The sequence below is a fragment of the Candidatus Avedoeria danica genome, from assembly GCA_016703025.1.
Taxonomy (GTDB): Bacteria; Chloroflexota; Anaerolineae; order Epilineales; family Epilineaceae; genus Avedoeria; species Avedoeria danica.
Genome location: JADJCV010000004.1, coordinates 716807 through 738047 on the forward strand (window position 1 = coordinate 716807; position 21241 = coordinate 738047).

The 21241-nt window shown below is 70.2% G+C and carries 18 protein-coding genes; 11 read left to right on the forward strand and 7 right to left on the reverse strand.

Annotated elements, in window-relative coordinates; all coding sequences use genetic code 11:
• Positions 1 to 5: 5 nt before the first annotated feature.
• Complete coding sequence (gene pdxS / locus IPG72_06230) at positions 6 to 929, reverse strand: pyridoxal 5'-phosphate synthase lyase subunit PdxS (protein MBK6768595.1); 924 nt, start codon at positions 927 to 929, stop codon at positions 6 to 8.
• 268 nt (positions 930 to 1197) lie between these two features.
• On the opposite strand from pdxS, the gene secD reads away from it, so the two are divergent.
• The 8 genes from secD (at position 1198) to IPG72_06270 (ending at position 10619) form a co-directional block, all read left to right on the forward strand.
• A complete protein-coding gene (secD, locus tag IPG72_06235; protein ID MBK6768596.1) occupies positions 1198 to 2994 on the forward strand; it encodes a protein translocase subunit SecD in 1797 nt (598 codons plus the stop codon).
• Positions 2995 to 3022: 28 nt separating this feature from the next.
• Positions 3023 to 3436, forward strand: coding sequence for a CBS domain-containing protein (locus IPG72_06240; GenBank protein MBK6768597.1), 414 nt, complete (start codon positions 3023 to 3025; stop codon positions 3434 to 3436).
• Positions 3433 to 4395, forward strand: a complete 963-nt coding sequence (locus IPG72_06245; protein MBK6768598.1) for an ATP-binding cassette domain-containing protein — start codon at positions 3433 to 3435, stop codon at positions 4393 to 4395. Before IPG72_06240 ends, IPG72_06245 begins: the two co-directional genes overlap by 4 nt.
• Positions 4392 to 5573: an ABC transporter permease gene (locus tag IPG72_06250; protein ID MBK6768599.1), complete on the forward strand. Its 1182-nt coding sequence runs from the start codon at positions 4392 to 4394 to the stop codon at positions 5571 to 5573. Before IPG72_06245 ends, IPG72_06250 begins: the two co-directional genes overlap by 4 nt.
• Positions 5570 to 6868, forward strand: coding sequence for an ABC transporter permease (locus IPG72_06255; GenBank protein ID MBK6768600.1), 1299 nt, complete (start codon positions 5570 to 5572; stop codon positions 6866 to 6868). Before IPG72_06250 ends, IPG72_06255 begins: the two co-directional genes overlap by 4 nt.
• Before the next feature lie 74 nt (positions 6869 to 6942).
• Entirely contained in the window at positions 6943 to 7887 is a 945-nt protein-coding gene (gene secF, locus IPG72_06260) for a protein translocase subunit SecF (GenBank protein ID MBK6768601.1), read from the forward strand.
• A 120-nt stretch (positions 7888 to 8007) separates the two neighbouring features.
• Positions 8008 to 8760, forward strand: coding sequence for an ABC transporter ATP-binding protein (locus IPG72_06265; protein MBK6768602.1), 753 nt, complete (start codon positions 8008 to 8010; stop codon positions 8758 to 8760).
• Positions 8757 to 10619, forward strand: a complete 1863-nt coding sequence (locus tag IPG72_06270; GenBank protein MBK6768603.1) for a hypothetical protein — start codon at positions 8757 to 8759, stop codon at positions 10617 to 10619. Before IPG72_06265 ends, IPG72_06270 begins: the two co-directional genes overlap by 4 nt.
• A 39-nt stretch (positions 10620 to 10658) precedes the next feature.
• On the opposite strand, the gene IPG72_06275 is transcribed toward IPG72_06270, so the two are convergent.
• The 4 genes from IPG72_06275 to IPG72_06290 all read right to left on the reverse strand — a co-directional run bounded on the left by IPG72_06275 (position 10659) and on the right by IPG72_06290 (position 15678).
• Positions 10659 to 11687 carry an ABC transporter permease gene (locus IPG72_06275; protein ID MBK6768604.1) on the reverse strand — a complete coding sequence of 343 codons (1029 nt, stop codon included), beginning with the start codon at positions 11685 to 11687 and terminating at the stop codon, positions 10659 to 10661.
• 30 nt (positions 11688 to 11717) lie between these two features.
• Positions 11718 to 12758: an ABC transporter permease gene (locus IPG72_06280; GenBank protein MBK6768605.1), complete on the reverse strand. Its 1041-nt coding sequence runs from the start codon at positions 12756 to 12758 to the stop codon at positions 11718 to 11720.
• Positions 12759 to 12924: 166 nt separating this feature from the next.
• Entirely contained in the window at positions 12925 to 14922 is a 1998-nt protein-coding gene (locus IPG72_06285; GenBank protein ID MBK6768606.1) for an ABC transporter substrate-binding protein, read from the reverse strand.
• Between the two features lie 33 nt (positions 14923 to 14955).
• Positions 14956 to 15678, reverse strand: a complete 723-nt coding sequence (locus tag IPG72_06290; protein ID MBK6768607.1) for a class II aldolase/adducin family protein — start codon at positions 15676 to 15678, stop codon at positions 14956 to 14958.
• A 235-nt stretch (positions 15679 to 15913) separates the two neighbouring features.
• Between IPG72_06290 and IPG72_06295 the strand changes: the two genes are divergently transcribed.
• A complete protein-coding gene (locus IPG72_06295; protein ID MBK6768608.1) occupies positions 15914 to 17554 on the forward strand; it encodes a phospholipid carrier-dependent glycosyltransferase in 1641 nt (546 codons plus the stop codon).
• Between the two features lie 184 nt (positions 17555 to 17738).
• On the opposite strand, the gene IPG72_06300 is transcribed toward IPG72_06295, so the two are convergent.
• Complete coding sequence (locus IPG72_06300) at positions 17739 to 18332, reverse strand: Uma2 family endonuclease (protein MBK6768609.1); 594 nt, start codon at positions 18330 to 18332, stop codon at positions 17739 to 17741.
• A gap of 446 nt (positions 18333 to 18778) precedes the next feature.
• On the opposite strand from IPG72_06300, the gene IPG72_06305 reads away from it, so the two are divergent.
• Positions 18779 to 19993, forward strand: a complete 1215-nt coding sequence (locus IPG72_06305; GenBank protein MBK6768610.1) for an IS256 family transposase — start codon at positions 18779 to 18781, stop codon at positions 19991 to 19993.
• A 51-nt stretch (positions 19994 to 20044) separates the two neighbouring features.
• On the opposite strand, the gene IPG72_06310 is transcribed toward IPG72_06305, so the two are convergent.
• Positions 20045 to 20194, reverse strand: a complete 150-nt coding sequence (locus IPG72_06310) for a hypothetical protein (GenBank protein ID MBK6768611.1) — start codon at positions 20192 to 20194, stop codon at positions 20045 to 20047.
• Between the two features lie 105 nt (positions 20195 to 20299).
• Between IPG72_06310 and IPG72_06315 the strand changes: the two genes are divergently transcribed.
• The gene (locus IPG72_06315) at positions 20300 to 21112 is read left to right on the forward strand and encodes an alpha/beta fold hydrolase (protein MBK6768612.1); all 813 of its coding nucleotides are present in this window, start codon (positions 20300 to 20302) and stop codon (positions 21110 to 21112) included.
• The last annotated feature ends 129 nt before the right edge of the window (positions 21113 to 21241 follow it).

Here is a 21241-nt window from a genome sequence, read left to right on the forward strand (position 1 = left end):
CGCGCTCACCAGCCGCGCGTCGCCAGGCGATCCGCTTCGGCGATCATCGTCGCCTGCTGGCCGCGCATCGGCGCGCCGATGCCGCGGCTGACCTCCGCGAGGACGGCCGGATCGCCGTAATGGGCGGTGGCCCGGACGATGGCGGCGGCGGCGCGGTCCGGATGCTCGCTCTTGAAGATCCCCGAGCCGACGAACACGCCGTCGACGCCGAGCTGCATCATGAGCGCCGCGTCCGCCGGCGTGGCGATGCCGCCGGCCGCGAAGTTCACGACCGGCAGATGACCGGTCTCGGCGACGACGCGCAACAGATCGATCGGCGCCCCGAGGTCCTTGGCGGCGGCCACGAGCTGCTCGCCGCCGAGCGTCGTCAGCCGCCGCATCTCGCCGATGACGGACCGGGCGTGGCGCACCGCCTCCACGATGTCGCCCGTGCCGGCCTCGCCCTTCGTGCGGATCATCGCCGCGCCCTCGCTGACGCGGCGCAGCGCCTCGCCCAGGTTGCGGCAGCCGCACACGAACGGCACCGTGAAGCCGTGCTTGTCGATGTGGTGCGCGTCGTCGGCCGGGGTGAGCACCTCGCTCTCGTCGATGTAGTCGACCCCGAGCTGCTGGAGGATCTGCGCCTCCACGAAGTGGCCGATCCGGGCCTTGGCCATGACCGGGATCGTCACCGTCCGGATGATCTCCTCGATCTTCTCGATGGCCGCCATGCGCGCCACCCCGCCCTCGGCGCGGATGTCCGACGGCACCCGCTCCAGCGCCATCACCGCCACCGCGCCGGCGTCCTCGGCAATCCGGGCCTGCTCCGCCGTCGTCACGTCCATGATGACGCCGCCCTTGAGCATCTGCGCCATGCCGCTCTTGACCCGCCATGTACCGGTCTCTCGTTCCACCCGACCACCTCCTGGCGGCTGCACCGCATCTGGCATCGCACGCGCCGCGCCCTCATTCCACCGCCGCTTCCGCTGCCGGGCGGCCGGATCGGGCGCCCAAAGTGTGCCATGGCCGCGCGCCGTCCCCCAAGCCGACGGCGCAAAGGCTTGACCCACGCCCGACGGGCTACTTATAATCGCCCGCCGCAGGGGCGCCGAACCGCTTTCGAATCGGCGTCCGAATCCTCACGGGTGCCCGACGCCGTCCGGTCGATCGTGCCGGTCCGCTTCATGCCCCATCCGACGTCCGTGCCGAGGTGCCTTCATGCGCGAGCGAACGCTCATCTGGTCGGTGGTGATCTTCATGCTGGCCACGATTGCGGTGGTCGCCAACCTCGACCTCGTCGTGGCCGGCTACGCGCATCCTCCGGCGCTGCTGCGACTCCTGCAGCCCCATCTCGAGCCTGCCCGCCGCTCGCTGCGCCTGCGCGAGGGCCTGGACTTGAAGGGCGGCCTGCAAGTGCTCCTCCAGGCGGAGCAGCAGGCGGCGGTCCCGGTGACGCCCGAACTGCTCGAGCGCGCGAAGGCCATCATCGAGAACCGCGTGAACGGCCTCGGCGTGACCGAGCCCGTCGTTCAGACGCAGGGCGTGGACAAGATCGTCGTCGAGCTGCCGGGCGTCAGCGATCCGGATCAGGCGATCCAGACCATCGGCAAGACGGCGCTCCTCGAGTTCATCTACAGCGGCACCGAGGCCCTCGCGCCCTCCACGATCGTCGAGACGACGAACCCGTTGACGATCGACCTCCTGCCGGAAGGCTACCAGGAGCCGTACCTCGGCAACCCGGACAACCCGGCGCGCGACTTCCCGGAGTCGTGGGTGAAGCCCGACGACATCGTGATCCCCGGCCGGGGCGTCAACCCGACGCGCCTGGCGCCGACGGCCGACGCGAACGCCACGGCGGCGAGCGCTGCAACGCCGATCACCGGGACGTCGCCGACGACGACCACGGCATCGACGGATGAAGTGACGGCCACGGACGCACTGACGGCCACCGAGGGCCTGACGGCCACCGACGGAACCACGGCGACGACCGGCACGACCGCGACGCTTCCGACGACGTCGACCGCGGCCGCCGACGCCACCGCGCCGGTCACCGCCACGGACGCCGTGACCGCCACCGAGCCGATCTCGACCGGCATCATCGCCGAGGACGAGACGCTCTACCCGACCGTACTGACCGGCGACGAGCTCGCATCGGCGTCCGTGACGCTCGACGAGAACCTGCAGTACGCCGTCTCGTTCCAGGTGAAGGCCAGCGCCGCGGCGCGGATGCAGCGCTTCACGTCGCAGCACCTCCAGAAGATCATGCCGATCATCCTCGACAACGCCGTGATCAGCTCGCCCACCCTGCAGGGCGCGATCGGTGCGGAGGGCCAGATCACGGGCCAGTTCACGAAGGCCGATGCTGAGTCGCTGGCGGCCCAGATCAACTCCGGGTCGCTGCCGCTCAAGCTGAACGTCGTCGGCCAGACCGCCATCGGCCCGACGCTCGGCAGCTCGGCGATCTCGTCGGCGGTGAACGGCGGCGTGCTCGGGCTGCTCGTCGTCATGCTCTTCATGCTCCTGTACTATCGGGTGCCGGGCATCGTCGCCAACGTTGCGCTCCTGCTGTACACCCTGTTCTCGCTGACGATCTTCCGGATGCTGCCCGTCACGCTCACGCTGGCCGGCATCGCCGGCTTCGTGCTCTCGATCGGCATGGCCGTCGACGCGAACATCCTGATCTTCGAACGGATGAAAGAGGAGCTGCGGGCAGGCCGACGGATCGCCAAGGCGATGGAGAGCGGCTTCGAGCGCGCCTGGCCGAGCATCCGCGACTCGAACGCGAGCACGCTCATCACGTGCGTCATCCTCTTCTGGTTCGGCAACCAGTTCGGCGCGAGCATCGTCAAGGGCTTCGCCGTGACGCTGGCGCTCGGCGTGCTGACGTCCATGTTCACGGCCATCATCGTCACCCGCCTCCTGCTGAAGGCCTCCCACCGCCTCGGCCTGCACGAGGGCGACGACGGTGCCGGCGTCCTGGAAAGCAGCCGCCTGCGGGCGATGTTCGGCATCTAGGATGCAACACGTCAAGGTCGACGATTGGATGACCCGCGACCCGCGCACGTGCACGCCTGACGCCAGCGTCGCGGCGGCGCGGGCGCGGATGGAGCGGGACGACGTGAACAGCCTGCTCGTCGTCGACGTGGACGGCAACCTGCATGGCGTCGTCACGTGGACGGACGTCCTCACGGCGTGGCCGTCGCCGTTCGACGACCTCGAGCCGGCCGAGGTGCGCGAGCTGATGGCGCGCGTCGGGGTGGCGGAGATCATGAGCCGCGACATCGCCTCGGTCGAGCCCGATGCCACGATCTCCGAGGCCGTCAACCTGATGTTCGAGCGGAAGATCAGCCTGTTGCCCGTCCTCGAAGGCGGGCGCGTCGTCGGCATCCTGACGAACGCCGACCTGCGTCAGGGCCTCGTGCGCGTCCTGTCCGAACGAGCCGGCGGCGTGGATTGAGCGGCGACGTTCCGCCCGATCGCGCCGTACAGGTTTCGCATCTCGTCAAGCACTACGGCGCCAGCGTCGCCGTCGACGACCTCTCGTTCGATGTTCAGTCCGGCGAGATCTTCGGCCTGCTCGGCCCGAACGGCGCCGGCAAGACCTCGACGATCCGCATGCTCCTCGGCCTGCTCGTGCCGACGGACGGCGAGATCGAGGTTCTCGGCGCCCGCGACGTGCGAAGCGTCCTGCCGCGCATCGGTTACCTGCCGGAGGAGCGCGGCCTGTACCGCGACGTGCGGGTCGACGACTGCCTGGTCTACCTCGCCGGCCTGAAGGGCGTGCCGCGCGCGGAGGCGCGGCGCCGGATCACGGTCGGCCTCTCGGCGCTCGACCTGCCGGGCATCGAGCGCCGCGTGATCAAGACGCTCTCGCGCGGCCAGCAGCAAAAGGTCCAGTTCCTGGCCACCGTCGTCCACCGCCCGGAGCTCCTGATCATCGACGAGCCGTTCAGCGGCCTCGATCCCGTGAACACCCGCGTGCTGCGCGACTTCCTGCTCGGCCTGCGCGCCGCCGGCACGACGATCGTCATGTGCACGCACCAGATGAACCGGATCGAGGAGCTGTGCGATCGGCTGCTCATGCTCCAAGGCGGGCGGAGCGTCCTGTACGGCGGCGTGCAGGCGATCCGCCGCGCCCACTCCGGCGACCGCGTGCGCGTCGTCCTCGCCGATGAGGCGACCGCGGCGGCACGGCTGGCCGGGCTGCCGGGCGTGGCCGAGGCCGTGCCGAGCGCGGACGGCGTCATGCTCCGCCTGGCCCCGACGACGACGCACGCGGCCCTCCTCGCGGCGCTGGCCGCGCAGCCGGAGCTGGCCGTCCAGCGCTTCGAGGTCTACCTGCCGTCGCTCGAGGAGATCTTCCTCAAGGTCGCCGGCGACGGCGATCCGACCGACGAGACGGGTGCCGTCGCGTGATCCGCGCCGCCGGTCGCGTGGCGCGCTTCGAGTACATGCGCCACGTGCGCTCCAAGCAGTTCCTCGGCACGACGTTCGGGATGCCGCTGTTCATGCTGCTCGTCGGCGGCTTCGCGGCATGGTCGGGCAGCACGGCGCAGGACGCCACGACCCATCCATGGGGCTACGTCGGCGCCGGCCTGCCGCCGGCCGCGGCCGAAGCGCTGTCGACCACCGACCTCCGGCCGTTCGCCGACGTCGAGACGGCGGCCGCCGCGCTGGCCGCCGGCGCCGTCGGCGGCTACGCGGCGTACGACGGCGCGCTCGGCTACCGCGTGACGGCGTGGGAGCCGCTGCCGGACGGCGTGTCCGAATCCCTGTCGGAAGCGATCCGCGCCGAGGCGCTGTCCGCCGCGCCGCCCGAGCTGCGCGCCGCGTTCGACGAGCCGGCGACGATCGTCTACGCGCTCGCTGCGGCCCCGGACCACGTGCGCTCGTCCGGCACGCTGTGGGCGACGCTGGCCGTCGCTTTCGCCGTGCCGCTCGCCCTCACGCTGGCGGTCCTGTTCAGCACGACGCTCCTCGTCACGGCCGTGGCGGAGGAGAAGGCGAACCGGCTGATCGAGTGCCTGGCCACGTCGGTGGCGCCGCTGGCGCTCGTCGGCGGCAAGGTGGTCGGGCTCGGCCTGCTCGCGCTGACGCAGCTCGGGATCTGGGCGGCCGGCGCCGCTGCGGCGGCCGTCATCGGCCTGCGGCTGGGCGTGCCGGGTGCGACGCTGGCGGCCATGCCGTGGCCGACGGTGGCGCTGGCCGGGATCTGGCTCGTCGGCGGCTACCTGGTGCAGGCGGCGCTCGTCGTCGGCCTCGGCATCGCGATCGGCGAGCCGCGCGAGGCCCAGCAGGTGGCCGGGTTCGCCAGCCTCGGGCTCGTCCTGCCGTTCAGCCTGGCCGGACTCCTCGTGTTCCGCCCCGCCAGCCCGGCCGCCGTCTGGCTGTCGATTCTCCCGCTGACGTCGCCGGTGGCCATGCCCATCCGGCTCCTGCTCTCGGCCGTGCCGCTCGGCCAGGCCGTCGCCTCGGCCGCCCTCCTGGCCCTCACGGCCGTGCTCGCGCTGTGGGCCGCCGGCGCCGTCTTCCGCTGGGCGATGCTCCGCCCGCCGATCCGGTGGCGACGCCGCGCCAAGGCGGCCCAACCGTGACCCTCCCGCGCTGGCACCGCGTCGCGACGATCGCCGGGCGTGAGTTCGCCTGGCACCTGCGCCGCAAGTCGTTCCTCCTCACGACCTTCGGCCTGCCGGTCGTCGGGCTCATCGTCGGCGGTGTGACGCTGGTCGTCGGCACCGGCGTGGCGGTGGAGGTCGGGGCGGCGGTCGGTCGGGCGCTCGAGGTGGACGAGCTGCGCCGCAGCGCCGACGCGCCGCGGATCGGCTGGGTGGATGAGGCCGACGGCGGCACCGACGACGCGGCCGCGCCTGCCGAGGACGACACGTTTCGCGCGTTCGCCGACATCGACGACGCGGGTGAGGCGCTGGCCGCCGGCGAGGTCGACAGCGTCTTCGTCGTGCCGTCCGACTTCCCGCGCCGCCACGACGTCGTCCGCCTCGCGCGCTCGTGGGCGCCGCCGAGCGGCGATGTCGGCGCCGTGACGGACCGGCTGCGCAGACGCGTCTGGCCCGACGCGCCGCCCGAGGTGACCGCGGCCATGGTGCGCCCGCAGCAGCGGATCGACGTCGACCTCATCGCGCCGCCGGCGTCCGTCGCGGCCGAGGCCGAGGCCGCCGCCGGCGCGGACGATCCGTCCCGGCTCATGCTCGTCCTGGCCGTCGGCCTGCTGCTCTACACCACGATCTTCACGGCGTCGTCCTACCTCATGCAGAGCGTGACGACCGAAAAGGAGAACCGCGTCATCGAGGTCCTCCTGACGTCCGTGTCGCCGCTCGAGCTCCTGGCGGGCAAGGTGACCGGCCTCGGCATGCTCGGCGGGCTCCAGCTGCTGATCTGGGGCGGCTTCGGGCTGCTGTCGCTGAACGTCGGCGCCGTGTTCATCGCCGCCGCGGCCACGATCCGCTTCGGCCCGACGGTGCTGATGCTGGCCGCAGCCTACTTCGTGTTCGGGTACTTGTTCTACGCCAGCCTGATGGGTGCGGTCGGCGCGCTCGTGCCGTCGTTCCAGGAGAGCGGACCGCTGACGTTCGTCGTGCTGCTGCCCGCCTGGCTGCCGTTCTTCGTGCTCGAGCTGCTGATGCGCCAGCCCAACGGCACCCTCGGCCGCGCGCTGAGCCTCTTTCCGCCCACGGCGCCGCTCGTGATGATGCTGCGCCTGTCGAGCGGCCCGGTGCCGGCGTGGGAGGTTGCCCTCAGCCTCGCGCTGCTCGTCGCCGGCGCGGCGGCCGTGCTGGCGCTGGCGGCGCGCGTCTTCGCGACGAACCAGCTGCTGGCCGGCGAGGGGTTCAACTTGCGGCGGGGGGTGGCGGTGCTGATGGGGCGGACGTGACCGCCTTGCCCGCCCCCGCCCCCTGTGGTAGCATCGCCCGGTTCGTTCGACCCGCGCCAGGGAGTCCGTGCGTCATGTTCGACATCATCGGCAAGCGCTACTGGTTCATTGCGTTCTCGGCACTCATCTTGGTGCCCGGATTGATCAGCATCGTCCTGAACGGCATCCCGGTGTCGATCGACTACAAGGGCGGTACGGTCTACTACATGGAGTTCGATCCCGGCACCGAGGCATCGGACGCCGACGTGAGTGCGGTGTACGCGGCGCAGGGAATCAGCGACGCCCAGGTCGTGACCGTCGTCGGCGACGAGGGCGCGGGCCGCGGCTTCCAGGTTCGATCCACCGAGATCCTGCCGGACGGCAAGGTTGCGCTCGACGCGGCCCTGGTGACGGCCATCGGTCCGCACAAGACGCTGCGCTTCGAGTCCGTCGGCGCCTCGGTCGGGCGGCTCGTCACGCAGAACGCGGCGCTGGCGGTGTTGTTCTCGGCGCTCATGATCTGCCTCTACCTGACCGTCCAGTTCCGGCACATGCAGCATCCGGTCCGCTATGGCGTCGCCGCGATCATCTCACTCCTGCACGACGTCCTCCTCGTCCTCGGCATCGCTTCGCTCATGGGCTACTTCTTCGGCTGGGAGGTCGACGCGCTCTTCCTGACCGCGCTGTTGACCGTCATCGGCTTCTCGGTCCATGACTCGATCGTCGTGTTCGACCGCATTCGCGAGAACAGCGGCCGGCTGCGTGGCATGGCCTATGAGCGGATCGTCAACCATTCCATCGTCCAGACGCTCGACCGGTCGATCAATACGCAGCTCACGGCGCTCTTCACGCTCGTGGCGATCTACGTGTTCAGCACCGGTCAGCTGCAGCGCTTCCTGTTCTGGCTGATCATCGGCCTGATCAGCGGGACGTACTCGTCCATCGCCAACGCCGCCCCCATCCTCGTGATCTGGGCGAACCGCGAGTGGACGCGCTGGTTCGGGCGCGGCAAGGACGATTCGCTCGTCACGGCCGGTTGATCGCCGCTTCATTCGCCACCGGACGGCCCGCACGACCGTGCAATCGCCGGCCGAGGCACGTCGCTTGCTGAGCGCGCGCCCATGAACACCCCCAACGATGCCGCACCCGACGGCGACTGGATGATCGAAGCGATCGACCTCGTCAAGCGCTACGGCGCGTTCGAGGCGTTGAACGGTCTGACGCTGCGCGTCGGCCGGGGCGAGATCTTCGGCTTCCTCGGCCCGAACGGCGCCGGCAAGACGACGACGATCCGCATCCTCACCGGTCTGCTCCAGCCCACGTCCGGCATCGCCCGGATCGGCGGCCACGACCTGGCGACGGACCCGCTGGCGGCGCGGGCGATCGTGTCGTTCATCCCCGACACGCCCTATCTGTACGAGAAGCTGACCGCCCGCGAGTTCATCCACTTCGTGGCCGGCCTCTACAAGACGCCGCCCGAAATCGCCACGCGGCGCATGGAAGAGCTGCTCGAGGTCTTCGACCTGGCCGACCGCGCGGACGACCTGATCGAGGGCTACTCGCACGGGATGCGGCAGAAGACGGTGATGATCGCCGCCCTCGTCCACGATCCGCAGGTGCTGTTCCTGGACGAGCCGACGGTCGGCCTCGACCCGCGCTCGGCCAAGCTCATGCGCGACGTCTACCGCCAACTGGCGGCGCGCGGCGCGACGATCTTCCTGTCGACGCACATCCTCGAGATCGCCGAGCGGATGTGCGACCGGATCGGCATCGTCCAGAACGGCGAACTCATCGCGCTCGGGACGATGGACGAGCTGCGACAGCTGGCCGCGCAGAACACGTCGCTCGAGGACATCTTCCTCGAGCTGACGGGCGGCGCCGCGTTCGCCGAGATCGCCCGGGTCCTGGCGTGAGCGCCGCCGCGGGCGACGCCGCCGTTCCCCCCGGCAGCGCCCCGCGGCCGCCGCGTCCGCCCCGACCGGCGCAACCGGCGTTCGGCTGGCTCGTCCGTTCCCGGTGGTGGATCGCGTGGAACACGATCGCGCGCGGCGCGCGTTGGCGGCGGCTGACGTATGCGATCGTGCTCGGCGGGCTCGTCGTCATCGGCGCCGCGGCGGCAGTGCTGGGCGGGTTCGCGACGTGGTTCCTGCGCGACTTCACGGCGCGGGATCTCACACCGGAGCAGATCGCGCAAGGCATCGACGCGCGCGCAGCCACCGACGTCATCCTCGCCACCTCGCTGTCGGGCGCGATGCTCCTCGTGGTGATGGTCGGCTTCACCGTCGCGTTGGCGTCGCTCTACCTGGCGCGCGACCTGGACATGCTCCTCGTCTCGCCGGTGTCCCGCCGCGCCGTCTTCGCCAGCAAACTCCTCGGCGGCATCCTGCCCGGCTTCGCGCTCGTCGGCATCCTGACCGTCCTGCCGCTCATCGGCCACGGCATCGCCAACGACTACGGCCTGGCCTACTGGTCGGCGCTGGCGTTGGCGATGCTCCTGCTGCCCATCCTGCCGACGGCCTTCGGCGCCGTCGCGGTCGTCCTGATCGTGCGGCGGATGCCGGCGCACCGGCTGGGCGAGATCGTCGGGTTGATCGTCGTGGCGATGACGATGGCGATCGTCCTCCTGCTCGGCAGCGCGAACCGGCTGCAGGAGACGATGAACTTCCGCGAGATCCTGGATTACCTCGGCCGGGTGCGGCACCCGTACTCGCCGGCGGAGTGGCTGACGCGCTTCGTGGCCGCCGCCGGGCGGCACGACGTCCGCACCGCGCTGACGTGGCTGGCGATCAACGTCGGCGTTTCGATCGCGGCGCTCGTGCCGCTGTACTTCGTCTCGGACCGCCTCTATCAGGACGGCTGGATCCGGATGCAGTCCTCCAACCTGCGGAAATCCATCCGCCGCGGCATCCTGTGGTGGCAGCGGCCGGAGCGGGCCGCCGACCTCGGGCGGCCGTCGGGCGTGCTGGCCTGGCTGTCGCCGCCGGTCGTGGCCGTCGTGCGCAAGGACGCCCGGCTGCTGCCGCGCGACCTGACGAACTCGGCGCAGATCCTCTCGCCGTTGGCGTTCGGCGTGTTCTTCATCGTCCAGCAGATCCTCTACCCGTTGCGGATCGGCGGCGGCGACAGCGGCACGGCCTTCACGCAGCCCGTCCTGACGATGTTCGCGGCGTTCGTCGCCAGCGGCGTCGCGGCGATGGTCTTCTCGCGCGTCGCCCTGACGGGCCTGAGCGTCGAGGGCAAGCACTTCTGGATCATCCAAAGCTCGCCGATCAGCCCGCGGCAGCTCGTCCTCGCCAAGTTCTTCGTGGCGCTCCTGCCGTACAGCTTCCTGTCCGGCGCGCTGATCGTCCTGTTCGAGGGCGCCCGCCTGATCCGCACCGCGGTCGACGCGCGGCTGAGCTTGACGGGGGCGCTCGGCCTCGTCGACGTCCCGATCATCCTGTACGCCTGGTTCGTCACGATCGTCGTCGGCGCCGGCGTCGTGGCGGTGAGCCTGGCGATCGGGGCGGCGCGGCCGAACCTGAAGTGGGACAGCCCGCACGAGATGATGACGCCGGACGTCGGCTGCCTGTCGATCATCTTCTACGGCCTCTACGCCGTGATCGCGCTGTTCGCCCTCGCCGTGCCGGGCGCGATCAGCCGCTTCCCGACCCTCGAACACGTCTGGCTCTACTGGCTGGCCGGCCTGACGATCGGCCTCGGCACGACGGCCGCCGTCGTGGGCGGCAGCCTGTGGCTGGCGGCGCGCGAGGTGCCGTTCATCGACGGGTGAGGCGGCGCGGCCCGCGCCGGCTACCCCTCCCGCGACTGGTTACCCCTCCCGCGACTGGCGCGGATCCAGGATGTCCCGCACCGTGTCGCCGATCAGGTTCCACGCGAGCGAGAACAGCACGAGGGCGGTGCCCGGGTACACGACGATGTACCAGTCGCGATCGATCGTGAAGATGACGTTGCGGGCCGTGGCGATCATCTGGCCCCAGTCGGCGTAGCCCTTGGGAACGCCGAGGCCGAAGAAGGCCAGTGCGGCGAACGACTGGACGACGGTGCCGATGTCCAGCGACGCGACGACCAGGACGGGAAAGATGCTGTTGGGCAGGATGTGCTGGACGATGATCCGGCCATCGCTGGCACCGAGGGCGCGCGAGGCGGCGACGTAGTCGCGTTCCTTCACGGACAGGATATCGGCGCGCACGAGTCGGGCATAGCCCATCCAGCCGAACGCGACGAGCGGGATGATCGCGGGCGCGATCGAGTTCGGGCCGAGGATCGCCTCCAGCCAGTCGCCGCCGCCGCCGCGCAGGACCGTGGCCAGCGTGAGCGCGGCGAGGAGGTACGGGAAGGCCTGGAAGATCTCGACGATCCGCATGAGGACCTCGTCGATCCAGCCACCGTAGTAGGCGGCGATCGAGCCGATCGTCAACCCGAGAACGAGCGCCAAGGCGATGATCGTCACGCCGGCCTTGAAGGCGGTGCGGGTGCCCCAGATGACGCCGTAATAGATGTCGTTGCGCTGCGGCGTGAGTCCGAAGCGGTGGGCGGCGCTCGGCGCCTCGGGTTGGGTTGTGAAGCCATAGCGGGGCACTTTGTAGACGTGCTGCTGGCACGTGATCTTCTGGTCGGGCGGGCAGGGCGCAAGCATGGGGGCAGCGAGGGCAATCGCGCCGAACCCAATGAGCAGCAGCGTGCCGAGGATGGATGCCGGCGTGCCGAGCAGGCGGCTGACGACGTAGCGCACCGAGCGCCGGTTGACGGCGCGATGGGGCGGCGGATCGACCTGCTTGTCGTGTGCGTCCGCCAACGCCTTCTCGCGGGCGAGCTTTTCGTCGTCTGACACCGGCATCGTCCTTGGCTGGCAGCGGCGTGCGGTTGGCTACCCCAACCGAATTCGCGGATCGATCGTGGCGTACAGGATATCGACGATGAGGTTGCCGATAATGAGGATGACGCCCTCGAAGAGGACGAATCCCAGCACCGTCACGACGTCGAGGTTCACCGCTGCGGCGACGAAGCGCTTGCCGACGCCGGGCAGGTTGTAGACCGTCTCGGTGATCGCCGCGCCGTTCAGCAGCGACACCAGCATCAGCCCGCCCACCGTCACGACCGGCAGGAGCGCGTTCGGGCGCGCGTGCTTCCGGACGACGGTGCGGTACGAGAGGCCCTTGGAGAGCGCCGTGCGGATGTAGTCCTGGCGCAGTGTGTCCAGCATGCTGGACCGCGTCACGCGCAGCAGGACCGCGCAGTTCAAAGCGGCCAGCGACGTCACCGGGAGGATGAGGTGCTTCAACGCATCGAGGAAGACGGCCAAGTTCCCGCGCAGCAGGGCGTCCAGCGTGTACATCCCGGTCACGGGCGCCCAGCCCACGCGCCACGCCGCGCTGTCGACGAGCGCCTGGTTGGTCAGCGACAGCCGATCGCCCGGCGGCAGCCAGCGCAGGCGGGCCGCGAACAACATGAGCAGGAGGAGCGCAAAAACGAACAACGGCAGGCTGGTGCCGATGATCGAGACGACGCGCAAGATCTGGTCCTGCCACTTGTTGTGGTTCAGTGCCGCCAACATCCCCAGCCAGATTCCCAAGGCGATCAGCGGGATCGTCGACAGCAGCGCGAGCTCGAGCGTCGCGGGGAAAAGGCGAACGAACATGTCGAAGACCGGCTCGCCGCCCGTCTTCGAGAACCCCAGGTTGCCGCGCACGATGTTCGACAGCCAATGGACGTACTGGACGTAGATCGGCTTGTCGAGCCCGTGCTGCACGATGAGCCGGGCGATGTTCTCCTGCGACGCCACCTCGCGCGTGTACATCGCCACGCGCTGTCCGGGTGAGAGCTGCGAGAGCATCACGAAGATCAGGATCGTCACGCCGAGCAGGATGATCGGCAGGATCAGCAGCCGGCGGATGATGTAGCTGGTCATGGCGGCACGCTCACACGTTGCGCGGGGCCGGACGGGCGAACGGACGTCGCCCGGCGTCGCGGGGGTCGGGGCGGCAATGCGGTCCCGGAAGGCAGCGCAGCCGTCGCGCTGCAAGCGGCGAACGACGGCTGCGCTGCCCGGGGCTCACGCCTCGATCAACCGGACCCTACGGCTGCTTGGACAGCCCGTAGTAGTACTCCTCGGGGATCAGCGGGTTGGCGAACCAGCCCTTCAGCTCCTTGCGTTGGTAGTGGCGGCCGGTGGCCTGGAAGAGGAAGATGTCGATCGCGTTGTCGTACGCCTGCTGCTGGAGCTGGCTATAGATGTCGGCGCGCTTGACCGGGTCCGCCTCGCTGAGGCCCTGGTCGATCAGCGCGTCAAAGCCGGCCTGCATGTCCTCCGGGAAGCTCTGCGCGCGGCCGTAGGCACCGGCGCTGTGCATGAACGGGTGGACCCAGTTGGAGGCGTCCATGTAGTCGGCCGACCAGCCCGAGATCGAGATCGGCAGCTGCTCGAGGCGGCGCGCCTCGAGGAACGTGGCCCACTCCAGCGACTGGACCTCGATGACGTACTTGTCGCTGACGGTGGCGATATTGGCCGCCAGGATCTCGGCCGCCGTGCGGCGCGACTCGTTGCCCTCGTTGTAGGCCAGCGTCATCTTGAAGCCCTTCTCGCCGACCTGGCCGCCCCAGGCCTTGGCCAGGTGCTCGCCGCACTTCTCGGGGTCGAGCATGTAGACGGGCGAGGTGTCGCTGAAGCCCGCGAGGCCCGCGATGATCGGCCCGCGTGCCTGCACGGCCTCGCCCTGCAGCCCGTCGCGGATCATCGTCTCCCAGTCGAAGCAGTAGTTGAAGCCCTGGCGGACATCGAGGTCCGTGAAGAAGTCCGGCGGGATGCCGTCACCGAGCTGCCCGGAGCCGATGAACGGGCTGTCCTTGGCGATGTCGAACGTGAACATCGCCGCCGTCATGGACGCCAGCGGGTAGCCGACGAACACCTGCAGGATGCCGTCGGCCGCGCCGGGCGTGGAGGGCGCCATCGCGTCGCCGCCGTTGTACGTCACGCCGACCATCGGCTCGACGGCCGTCACCTGGTCGCGCGGCACGTCGACGATGTCCGCCTCGCCGGCCTGGAGCTTGGCCAGGCGCGTCGGCCACTCATCCACCTTCTGGAACACGACGCGCTTGAGGGCCGGCGGACCCGACGGGCCGCCCTCCCACATGGGCTCCGTGCGCCAGTAGGACTCGTTGGCCACCAGGACGATCTCCTGGCCGTGCTTCCAGCTCTCGAGCTTGTAGGGACCGGTGCCGTTCGCCTGCTCGAAGAGCTTCGACTCCTGGGCGTCGGGACCGTTCCACGCCGTCCAGCTGGCCTCGCCGGCGTCGTTCTTGCACTTCCCGTCCCAGTCGCCCTGCTCGACCATCCACTCCTGGTCCATCGCCCCGCCCCACGGCTGGGCGAGGAGCTGCATGAACCACGGCGTGGCGGTCTTCAGCTTGATCGTCACGGTCTTGGCGGCGTCGTCGGCGGTGACGGCGGCCATGATCTCCTCGCAGAGCGCGATGGACACGTCGGCCGGCACGTCGGCCAGCGTCGCGCCCTCCTTGGTGACGTTCGCGCGCTCGAGGGCCTCGCCCATGAGCGAGCTCGTGCCGAGGACGGGCTCGAGGTAGAGCGCCATCGGCCCGTCGACGCGGTCCTGGAGCATCGCCCGCTGCAAGCTGTAGGCGATGTCGTGCGGCTCGAGCGTGCCGCCGGCGTGGAAGGTGACGCCGTCGCGGATGTTGAAGGTGTAGGTCAGGCCGTCCTCGGATGTCTGCCATTCCGTGGCGAGGACCGGGATGAACTCGTCGTACTTCTCGCGGTTGTAGAAGACGAGGCTGTCATAGAGGTTCATCTCGAACATCGAGCCCGTCGTCTCGTACGTCCAGGCCGGGTCGAGGCTCTCCGGCTCGCCGATGCTGACGTGCACGAGCGTGTCCGCCGGCACTTTGGACGCGTTCGCGCCGCCGGCGTCCGTCGTCTCGGTGACGGCGGCCGTTGCCTCGCCGGCCGGCTGGCCGGAGTCGGCGCCCGGCTCGGCGGTGTCGCCGCAGGCGCCGACGCTGACGGCCAGCAGCAGCGCGGCTGCGGCCGCAATGGATGAGCGCAAGGGTGTGGTCATGCAGTTCCTCCTCGGACAGTTGGGGTCAACGGGTTATACAGCGGCGGACGCCGACCCGTTCACCGGGGACGGCGCGGCCGAGAGAAGGTCGATGGTGCCGATAGAAGAGGCGCGGTCCGTGGCGACGGTCGGCGCGCCGTCGTCGTGACGATCCAACAGCCGCCCGAGCAGCACGGCGCGGGCGCACGCCTCCGCCCGCTCGAGGCCGTCGTACGCATGCGCCAGGTCGCGGCCGATGACGACGATGCCGTGCCGTGGGATGAGGATGGCGGCGGCGAACGCGGCGATGCGCGCGCGGGCGAGGGCGGCGAAAGCGCGAACCGCCTCGACTTCGTCGATCGGGTCGTCGCCGTGGACGGCGGCGACCTCGATGCGGCCGAGCATTTCGGCGGCCAGCGTCACGGGCGGGATCGCCCGGCCGGCCGCGGCGAACGCGAGGGCGTGGGGGGCGTGGGCGTGGACGACCGCGCCGGCCTCGGGCGCAGCCGCGTAGGCCGCCAAGTGCACGTGCAGGTCGCGCGACGGCTCGTTGTAGCCATCGATGCGCTTGCCGGCGAGGTCGAACCGGAGGACGTCGCCGGGCGCGATATCCCAATGCCAGTGGTGACCGGCGTAGCGCGGCGTCATGTAGATGTCGTCGCCGTCCCGCACGCTGATGTTGCCGCCTGCGACGTCCGTCATCCCGCGCGCCAGCATCGTCCGCCCGACCCGCGCGATGGCGCTGGTCGGTTTGTCGAGCACGGCGGGGGGTAGCATGGGGGCGATGATACCACGCGGGTGGAGGGGGGCAAGGGGGGGGTGGGCGACGGCCTGTTGGCCCTCACCCTGCCTGCGCCCTGAACGGGCGCAGGCGGTCCCTCTCCCGTGCGGACGCACAGGAGAGGGACGTTGGATCTTGGCGCTGTGCTTTGGTCACCGACACCCCCTCTCCCGTGCGTCAGCACGGGAGAGGGGGCAGGGGGGTGAGGGCCTTAGGCCGTACAATCCCCGCATGCCCCACACCCTCACCCGCCGCCTCCCCATCGCCGCCGCGATCCTCGCCTTCCTGCTCCTCGGCGCCGCGTACGCCCGCACCGTCCCGCCCTGGGAGGCGCCGGACGAACCGTGGCATGCGGCGTACGCGGTGGCGCTGGCGGACGGCCGCCTGCCGACGGCCGACGAGACGTACGAACACCATCACCCGCCGCTGGCCTACGGCTGGTACGCCCTGGGCATCCGGCTGGCCGGCATCGACGCGCTGCCGCTGGGCGAGGCGAACCCGCGCTACCCGTTCGCGGCGGCGGCGCTCAGCCATCCGCCGGGCGACCCGCTCGTCGGGCGCGTCGCGTTCCTTCGGACGTGGGGCGCGTTGTTGGCGGTGCTGGCGGTGCCGTTGACGTTCGCCGCGGCAAGGGTTGCGGGCTGGCGAGGCAGCGCGGCGGCGGCTCCGGCAGTGCTCACGGCCGTGTGGCCGCAGTTCGTCTTCACGGGCCACACGATCAGCAACGATGGACTTGCGACGGTTGCGGGGGCGCTGCTGCTGTACGCGTTCGTGCGAGCGGTTGTCGCGCCTTCGCGTGCTGGGCAGGCGGGGCGATCCGCGCGCTTCGCGGCAAGCGCCGCGTTCCTCGGGGCTGCCGTGGCCGTCGGAACGAAGTTGAACGCGGCGGTGCTGGTGCCCGCGGGGGTTGCCGCGGCGATGATCGCCTCCGTCCGTCTCGGGCGACGGCGTGCGTCCGGCCTCGCAGTTGCTGTAGGTGCCATCGCCGGAACGATCACCGCTCTCGCCTTCCTTGCTCTCGCCGCGCCGACCGCGCTGCGCTCTCTTGCTGCCCAGGTGCTCGTCCGCAGCGCTCGCTCTGCCGTGGCGCTGCCGCCGGCGTTCGCGGCCGATACGCTCACGAGCTTCTGGGCGCGCTTCGGCTGGGCCAACGTCGACGTCCCGCCGGTGCTGCTCGACCCGGTCGTCCTCGTCGCCGTCCTGGCCGCGGCATGCCTGCCGCTCGCGGCGCATCGCCAACGCGCCGGCTTGCTGGCCGCGGCGACGATCATGGCCACGGCCGTGGCCGCGTTCGGCGTGAGCGCGCTGGCCGATCCGCAGCCGCAGGGCCGCTTGTTGTTGCCGGCGCTGCCGGCCACGGCGCTGCTGCTCACGGCGGGCTGGGCGGCGCTGCCGGGCGGACGATGGCGCGCCGGGCTGGGCGCCACCGCGCTCGCCGTCGGCCTCGCGACGCACGCGGCGGCGCTGGCGGTCGTCTTGCCGCGCGCCTATCGCGATGTGGCGCCGGACCCAGGGGTGACGATCGTGCGCCATCTCCCCGCCGGGTGGCGCGTCGTGGCGACGGTCACCGAGGGCAAGCCGGCGGTGCAGGCTGCGGTGGCGCAGCTGGATGGGCTGCGGCGGATCGAGCTGCCGATGGTGGTGCAGGCGGCGGGGACGGTGCGGCTCATCGTCACGAACAGCAATGGTCGCGCAGTTGGGAGCGCGATGCTGCCGGTGGATGTCACGCGGGCGCGGCCGTGGTACGGGGAGGGCGGGCGCGGCCGGTGTGGGTGGGCGTGGACGTGGGGGGGGGCGAGCGGGGGAGCGAGGGGGTTGGGGGCGAGGGGGTTGGGGACGAGGGAGTTGCGGATGGGGACGGGTTCGAGCTGACGATCGAGGCGGCCGGTGGGGCGGCGGTGGCGTTGTGGGGCGGCGATGTGCCGGGTGGTGCGGCGCTGCGGAGCGATGCGTTGGCGGGGGGTGGGCCTGGCCCGATCGGCCTGCTGCGGATCGACGTGTACGGCCGCTGACGGTTCGCGCGACTTGCGGCACCGGCGACGGTCGTAGGCTATGGTCATTCGTCGAGCTGCTGCTCCGGTGTGAACTTCAACTTGGCATAGACTTCGGCGAGCGCCAGCGTGCATCCGAGTGCGGTCAACTCGACGGAGCCGTCGGGTCCGCTTGCCTCGTGGAGCAGCCATCCCGACTCGCCGCGCGTGTACCACTCCACGCGGCGACGGTCCTGGGACACCAGGATGTAGGTCCGAAGCGAGGGCAACGTGCGATAGCGGGCGAACTTCTCTCCCCGATCGTAGGCTTCGGTTGCCGGCGACAGCACCTCAATGATGACCGTGGGGTTCGTCAGCGTGTCGGCAGCGTTGTCCTCGAACGCCGGCTCGCCGCAGACAACGGTCACGTCCGGGTACGTGTAGAGCGCGCCTGCGGGCACGCTCACCCTGAGGTCGCTGCCATGCACTTCGCATGGTTGGCGCCGGAGGGCCGTGCGCAACTCGCCAATCAGGTTGGCGGCGATCAGGCTGTGCTCGTGGCTGGCGCCGGCCATGGCGACGATGACGCCGTCGATGTACTCGCTCTTGGATTCGGCGGAGCGCTCGAGGGCCAGGTAGTCGGCGGGGGAGTAGGGGAGGAGGGGGGATGGGATCGCCATGGACTATCACCGTGTCTAGGCCGAGGGGACGGCTGGAAGCCTCCGCACAGAGTAGCACAGGAGCGGTAGCACTCCAGTGGATCGCGAGCGACTGAAGGAGCAGCTCGGGCGCGTTCCGGCGCGCCCGAAAGAGGGCGTCCGGAAAGTTGTGTAACCGGAAGGTGACGTAAGGTCGGAGGGAGAACGGTCTCCGGACGATGGGGAACCGGGCCGGGGCGCTCATGCGCCCCGGCCCGGTTCCCCACCGCCCGGACTCTGGTGTAGGCTGGAGGTCCAGCAACGACCGGGGTCAGGGTGGCTCGAACCGTGAGCCGGCCGCGCAAGCGGCACAAGAAAGGACTCCCTTCGTGAGTGAAAAGACCCGACGCGAGAGCGTGGCGCAGGCCCGAGCCGCGCGGCTGGCCGAGGCCGTCGTGGAGGCGACGGCCGGGCGGCCGGGTGTGTCGATGCCATCGGCGGAACGCGTGATGGCCGAGTTGGCAACGGCCAAGTCGGTCAACGACTTCTATGGCAAGGACGGGATCTTCGCCCGGCTGTTCGCCAAAACGATCGAGGAAATGCTCGAAGGCGAGATCACCGCTCATCTGGGCTACGAAGCACACGAGGTCGTGGGCCGGAACTCCGGCAACAGCCGCAACGGGCGCTATCGACGCACGCTCAAGACCGAGGGCGGCGAGCAGACCATTGCCGTGCCCCGCGACCGCAACGGCTCCTTCGAGCCGCAGATCATCGGACCCTACCAGCGGCAGACCAACGAGATCGAGGAGAAGATCCTGGCGCTCTACGCCCGCGGCCAATCGGTGCGGGACATCCAGGACGTGCTTGAGGAGCTCTACGGCATCGACGTCGCCCCAACCACCATCAGTGCCGTCACCGACAAGATCATGCCGCTGGTGAGTGCGTGGCAGACCCGGCCGCTGGCCGCGGTCTACCCCATCGTCTTCCTCGATGGCCTGCATATCAAGCTGCGGCGTGAGAACAACCGGGTCGAGACCGTCGTCGTCTACATCGTCTTTGCGATCGACACCGAAGGCCATCGCGACGTCCTGGGCCATTGGGTCAGCGACGGCGCCGAGGGTGCCAACTTCTGGCTGTCGGTCATCACCGACCTCCAGAGCCGGGGCGTCGAGGACATCCTCATCGCCTGCGTCGATGGTCTGGCCGGCTTCGATGAGGCCATCCGGGCCATCTTCCCAAAGGTCCGCCTTCAGCGTTGCGTGATCCACCAGATTCGGGCCAGCCTCCGCTACGTCACCTGGAAGGACTACAAAGCCTTCATCGCCGATCTCAAGACGGTCTACCGAGCTCCAACGCGGGACGAAGCAGAGCGCCAGCTCCTACGCCTCGAAGAGGTCTGGGGCAAGCGCTACCCTGCTGCCGTGCGCTCCTGGCTCACCCACTGGGAGGACCTGGCCACGTTCTTCGACTTCCCAGCCGAGATCCGCAGACTCATCTACACGACCAATCGCATCGAGGCCTACAATCGCCAACTGCGAAAGGTGATCAAGACCAAGGGCTCCTTCCCGACCGCCGATGCCGCCAGGAAGCTCCTCTACTTGGCCCACATGAACATCTCCAAACGCTGGACCGGAGCCATCCAAGGCTGGCCCCTCGTCCTCAATCAGCTCGCCATCCGCTTCGATGACCGCCTACCCCTCTGACCGGATGCCCGCTGGTTACACAAGATTCCGAACGCACCCGCCCGAAACTTCCTACAACGGGACCGTCACGCCGCCCAGCGGCAGCTCGGCATCGGCCAGCGCGGCAGCGATCATCACGCCGCCCAGCGGCAGTTCCGCGTCGGCCAGCGAGACGTCGGTGACTTCGGCACGCCCCTGCATCCAGTACGCTCGGGGAGCCATTGACACCCGCTCATGATGAATGCACGACGCGTTCATTCCACATGGTTGCGACTGACCATTGCCCTGGACCTGCCAGCCGAGGAGGACGCCGGGATGTCCGAACGCATGATCGAGACCGCCGTCGGCCGCCTCAAGGTTCGCGTCGAGGGTGACGCGCCGGACCGGGCGACCGCGGTGCTGTGGCACAGCCTGTTCGTCGACGAGCGGCCCTGGGACCGGGTTGTGCCCGACCTCGCCCAGGACAGGCGGCTGGTCATCATCACCGGCCCGGGACACGGCGCCAGCGGCGACCCCGGCCGCCGCTACACCATGGAGGAGTGCGCCGAAGCCGCCGCCGCCGTGCTCCACGCCTGCGCCGTCACCGACCCGGTCGACTGGGTCGGCAACGCGTGGGGAGGCCACGTCGGGCTCGTCCTGGCGGCGCGACGACCTGAGCTCGTCCGCACCCTTATCACCGCGGGCACGCCCGTCCAGTCCTACAAGCTGCCGGAGCGGCTGCAGATGCAACTGGGACTGCTGCCGCTCTACCGGCTCGTCGGACCGGTCGGCTTTCTCACCACCTCGGTCGTCGAGGCGCTGCTGTCGGAGTCGACCCGAGCCCACGACGCAGTCGCCACCGGTCTGGTGCGGGAGTGCTTCACGGGGTCCGACCGGGCACGTATGGCCAACGCGGTCGTGTCCATCTCGCTGAGGCGCGAGGATCTCACCCCCCTGCTGGGCTCGGTGCACGCGCCCACCCTGTTCCTCACCGGCTCCGCGCACCCTGACTGGTCGCCCGAGCAGGCGCAGGCCGCGGCCGCCCGACTGCCCCAAGGATCCAGCGCCGTCGTGGACGACGCCGCCTACCTCCTGCCGCTCGAAGCACCGACCGCCTTCACCCGCTTGGTGCGCCAGTTCTGGGCGCATCCCAGCGCGTGAGCGTTCGCAACCCGCTAGTTCTGACCGGCGCCAGCGCTTAGGCCTTGACCCACTCCACACGCGAATGGAACCGGCGCAGCGGTTTCCACATGACCCACCGGCGTCCAGGGGACGGAGCGGGGCGGCCGC

What these genes read in the sequence shown, in the direction of transcription:
- pdxS (MBK6768595.1), bottom strand. Translation starts at nt 929, where the DNA reads ATGCCAGATGCGGTGCAGCCGCCAGGAGGTGGTCGGGTGGAACGAGAG.
- secD (MBK6768596.1), top strand. Translation starts at nt 1,198, where the DNA reads ATGCGCGAGCGAACGCTCATCTGGTCGGTGGTGATCTTCATGCTGGCC.
- IPG72_06240 (MBK6768597.1), top strand. Translation starts at nt 3,023, where the DNA reads ATGACCCGCGACCCGCGCACGTGCACGCCTGACGCCAGCGTCGCGGCG.
- IPG72_06310 (MBK6768611.1), bottom strand. Translation starts at nt 20,194, where the DNA reads ATGGCTCCCCGAGCGTACTGGATGCAGGGGCGTGCCGAAGTCACCGAC.
- IPG72_06290 (MBK6768607.1), bottom strand. Translation starts at nt 15,678, where the DNA reads ATGCTACCCCCCGCCGTGCTCGACAAACCGACCAGCGCCATCGCGCGG.
- IPG72_06285 (MBK6768606.1), bottom strand. Translation starts at nt 14,922, where the DNA reads ATGACCACACCCTTGCGCTCATCCATTGCGGCCGCAGCCGCGCTGCTG.
- IPG72_06300 (MBK6768609.1), bottom strand. Translation starts at nt 18,332, where the DNA reads ATGGCGATCCCATCCCCCCTCCTCCCCTACTCCCCCGCCGACTACCTG.
- IPG72_06275 (MBK6768604.1), bottom strand. Translation starts at nt 11,687, where the DNA reads ATGCCGGTGTCAGACGACGAAAAGCTCGCCCGCGAGAAGGCGTTGGCG.
- IPG72_06315 (MBK6768612.1), top strand. Translation starts at nt 20,300, where the DNA reads ATGATCGAGACCGCCGTCGGCCGCCTCAAGGTTCGCGTCGAGGGTGAC.
- IPG72_06295 (MBK6768608.1), top strand. Translation starts at nt 15,914, where the DNA reads ATGCCCCACACCCTCACCCGCCGCCTCCCCATCGCCGCCGCGATCCTC.
- IPG72_06265 (MBK6768602.1), top strand. Translation starts at nt 8,008, where the DNA reads ATGATCGAAGCGATCGACCTCGTCAAGCGCTACGGCGCGTTCGAGGCG.
- secF (MBK6768601.1), top strand. Translation starts at nt 6,943, where the DNA reads ATGTTCGACATCATCGGCAAGCGCTACTGGTTCATTGCGTTCTCGGCA.
- IPG72_06305 (MBK6768610.1), top strand. Translation starts at nt 18,779, where the DNA reads ATGCCATCGGCGGAACGCGTGATGGCCGAGTTGGCAACGGCCAAGTCG.
- IPG72_06280 (MBK6768605.1), bottom strand. Translation starts at nt 12,758, where the DNA reads ATGACCAGCTACATCATCCGCCGGCTGCTGATCCTGCCGATCATCCTG.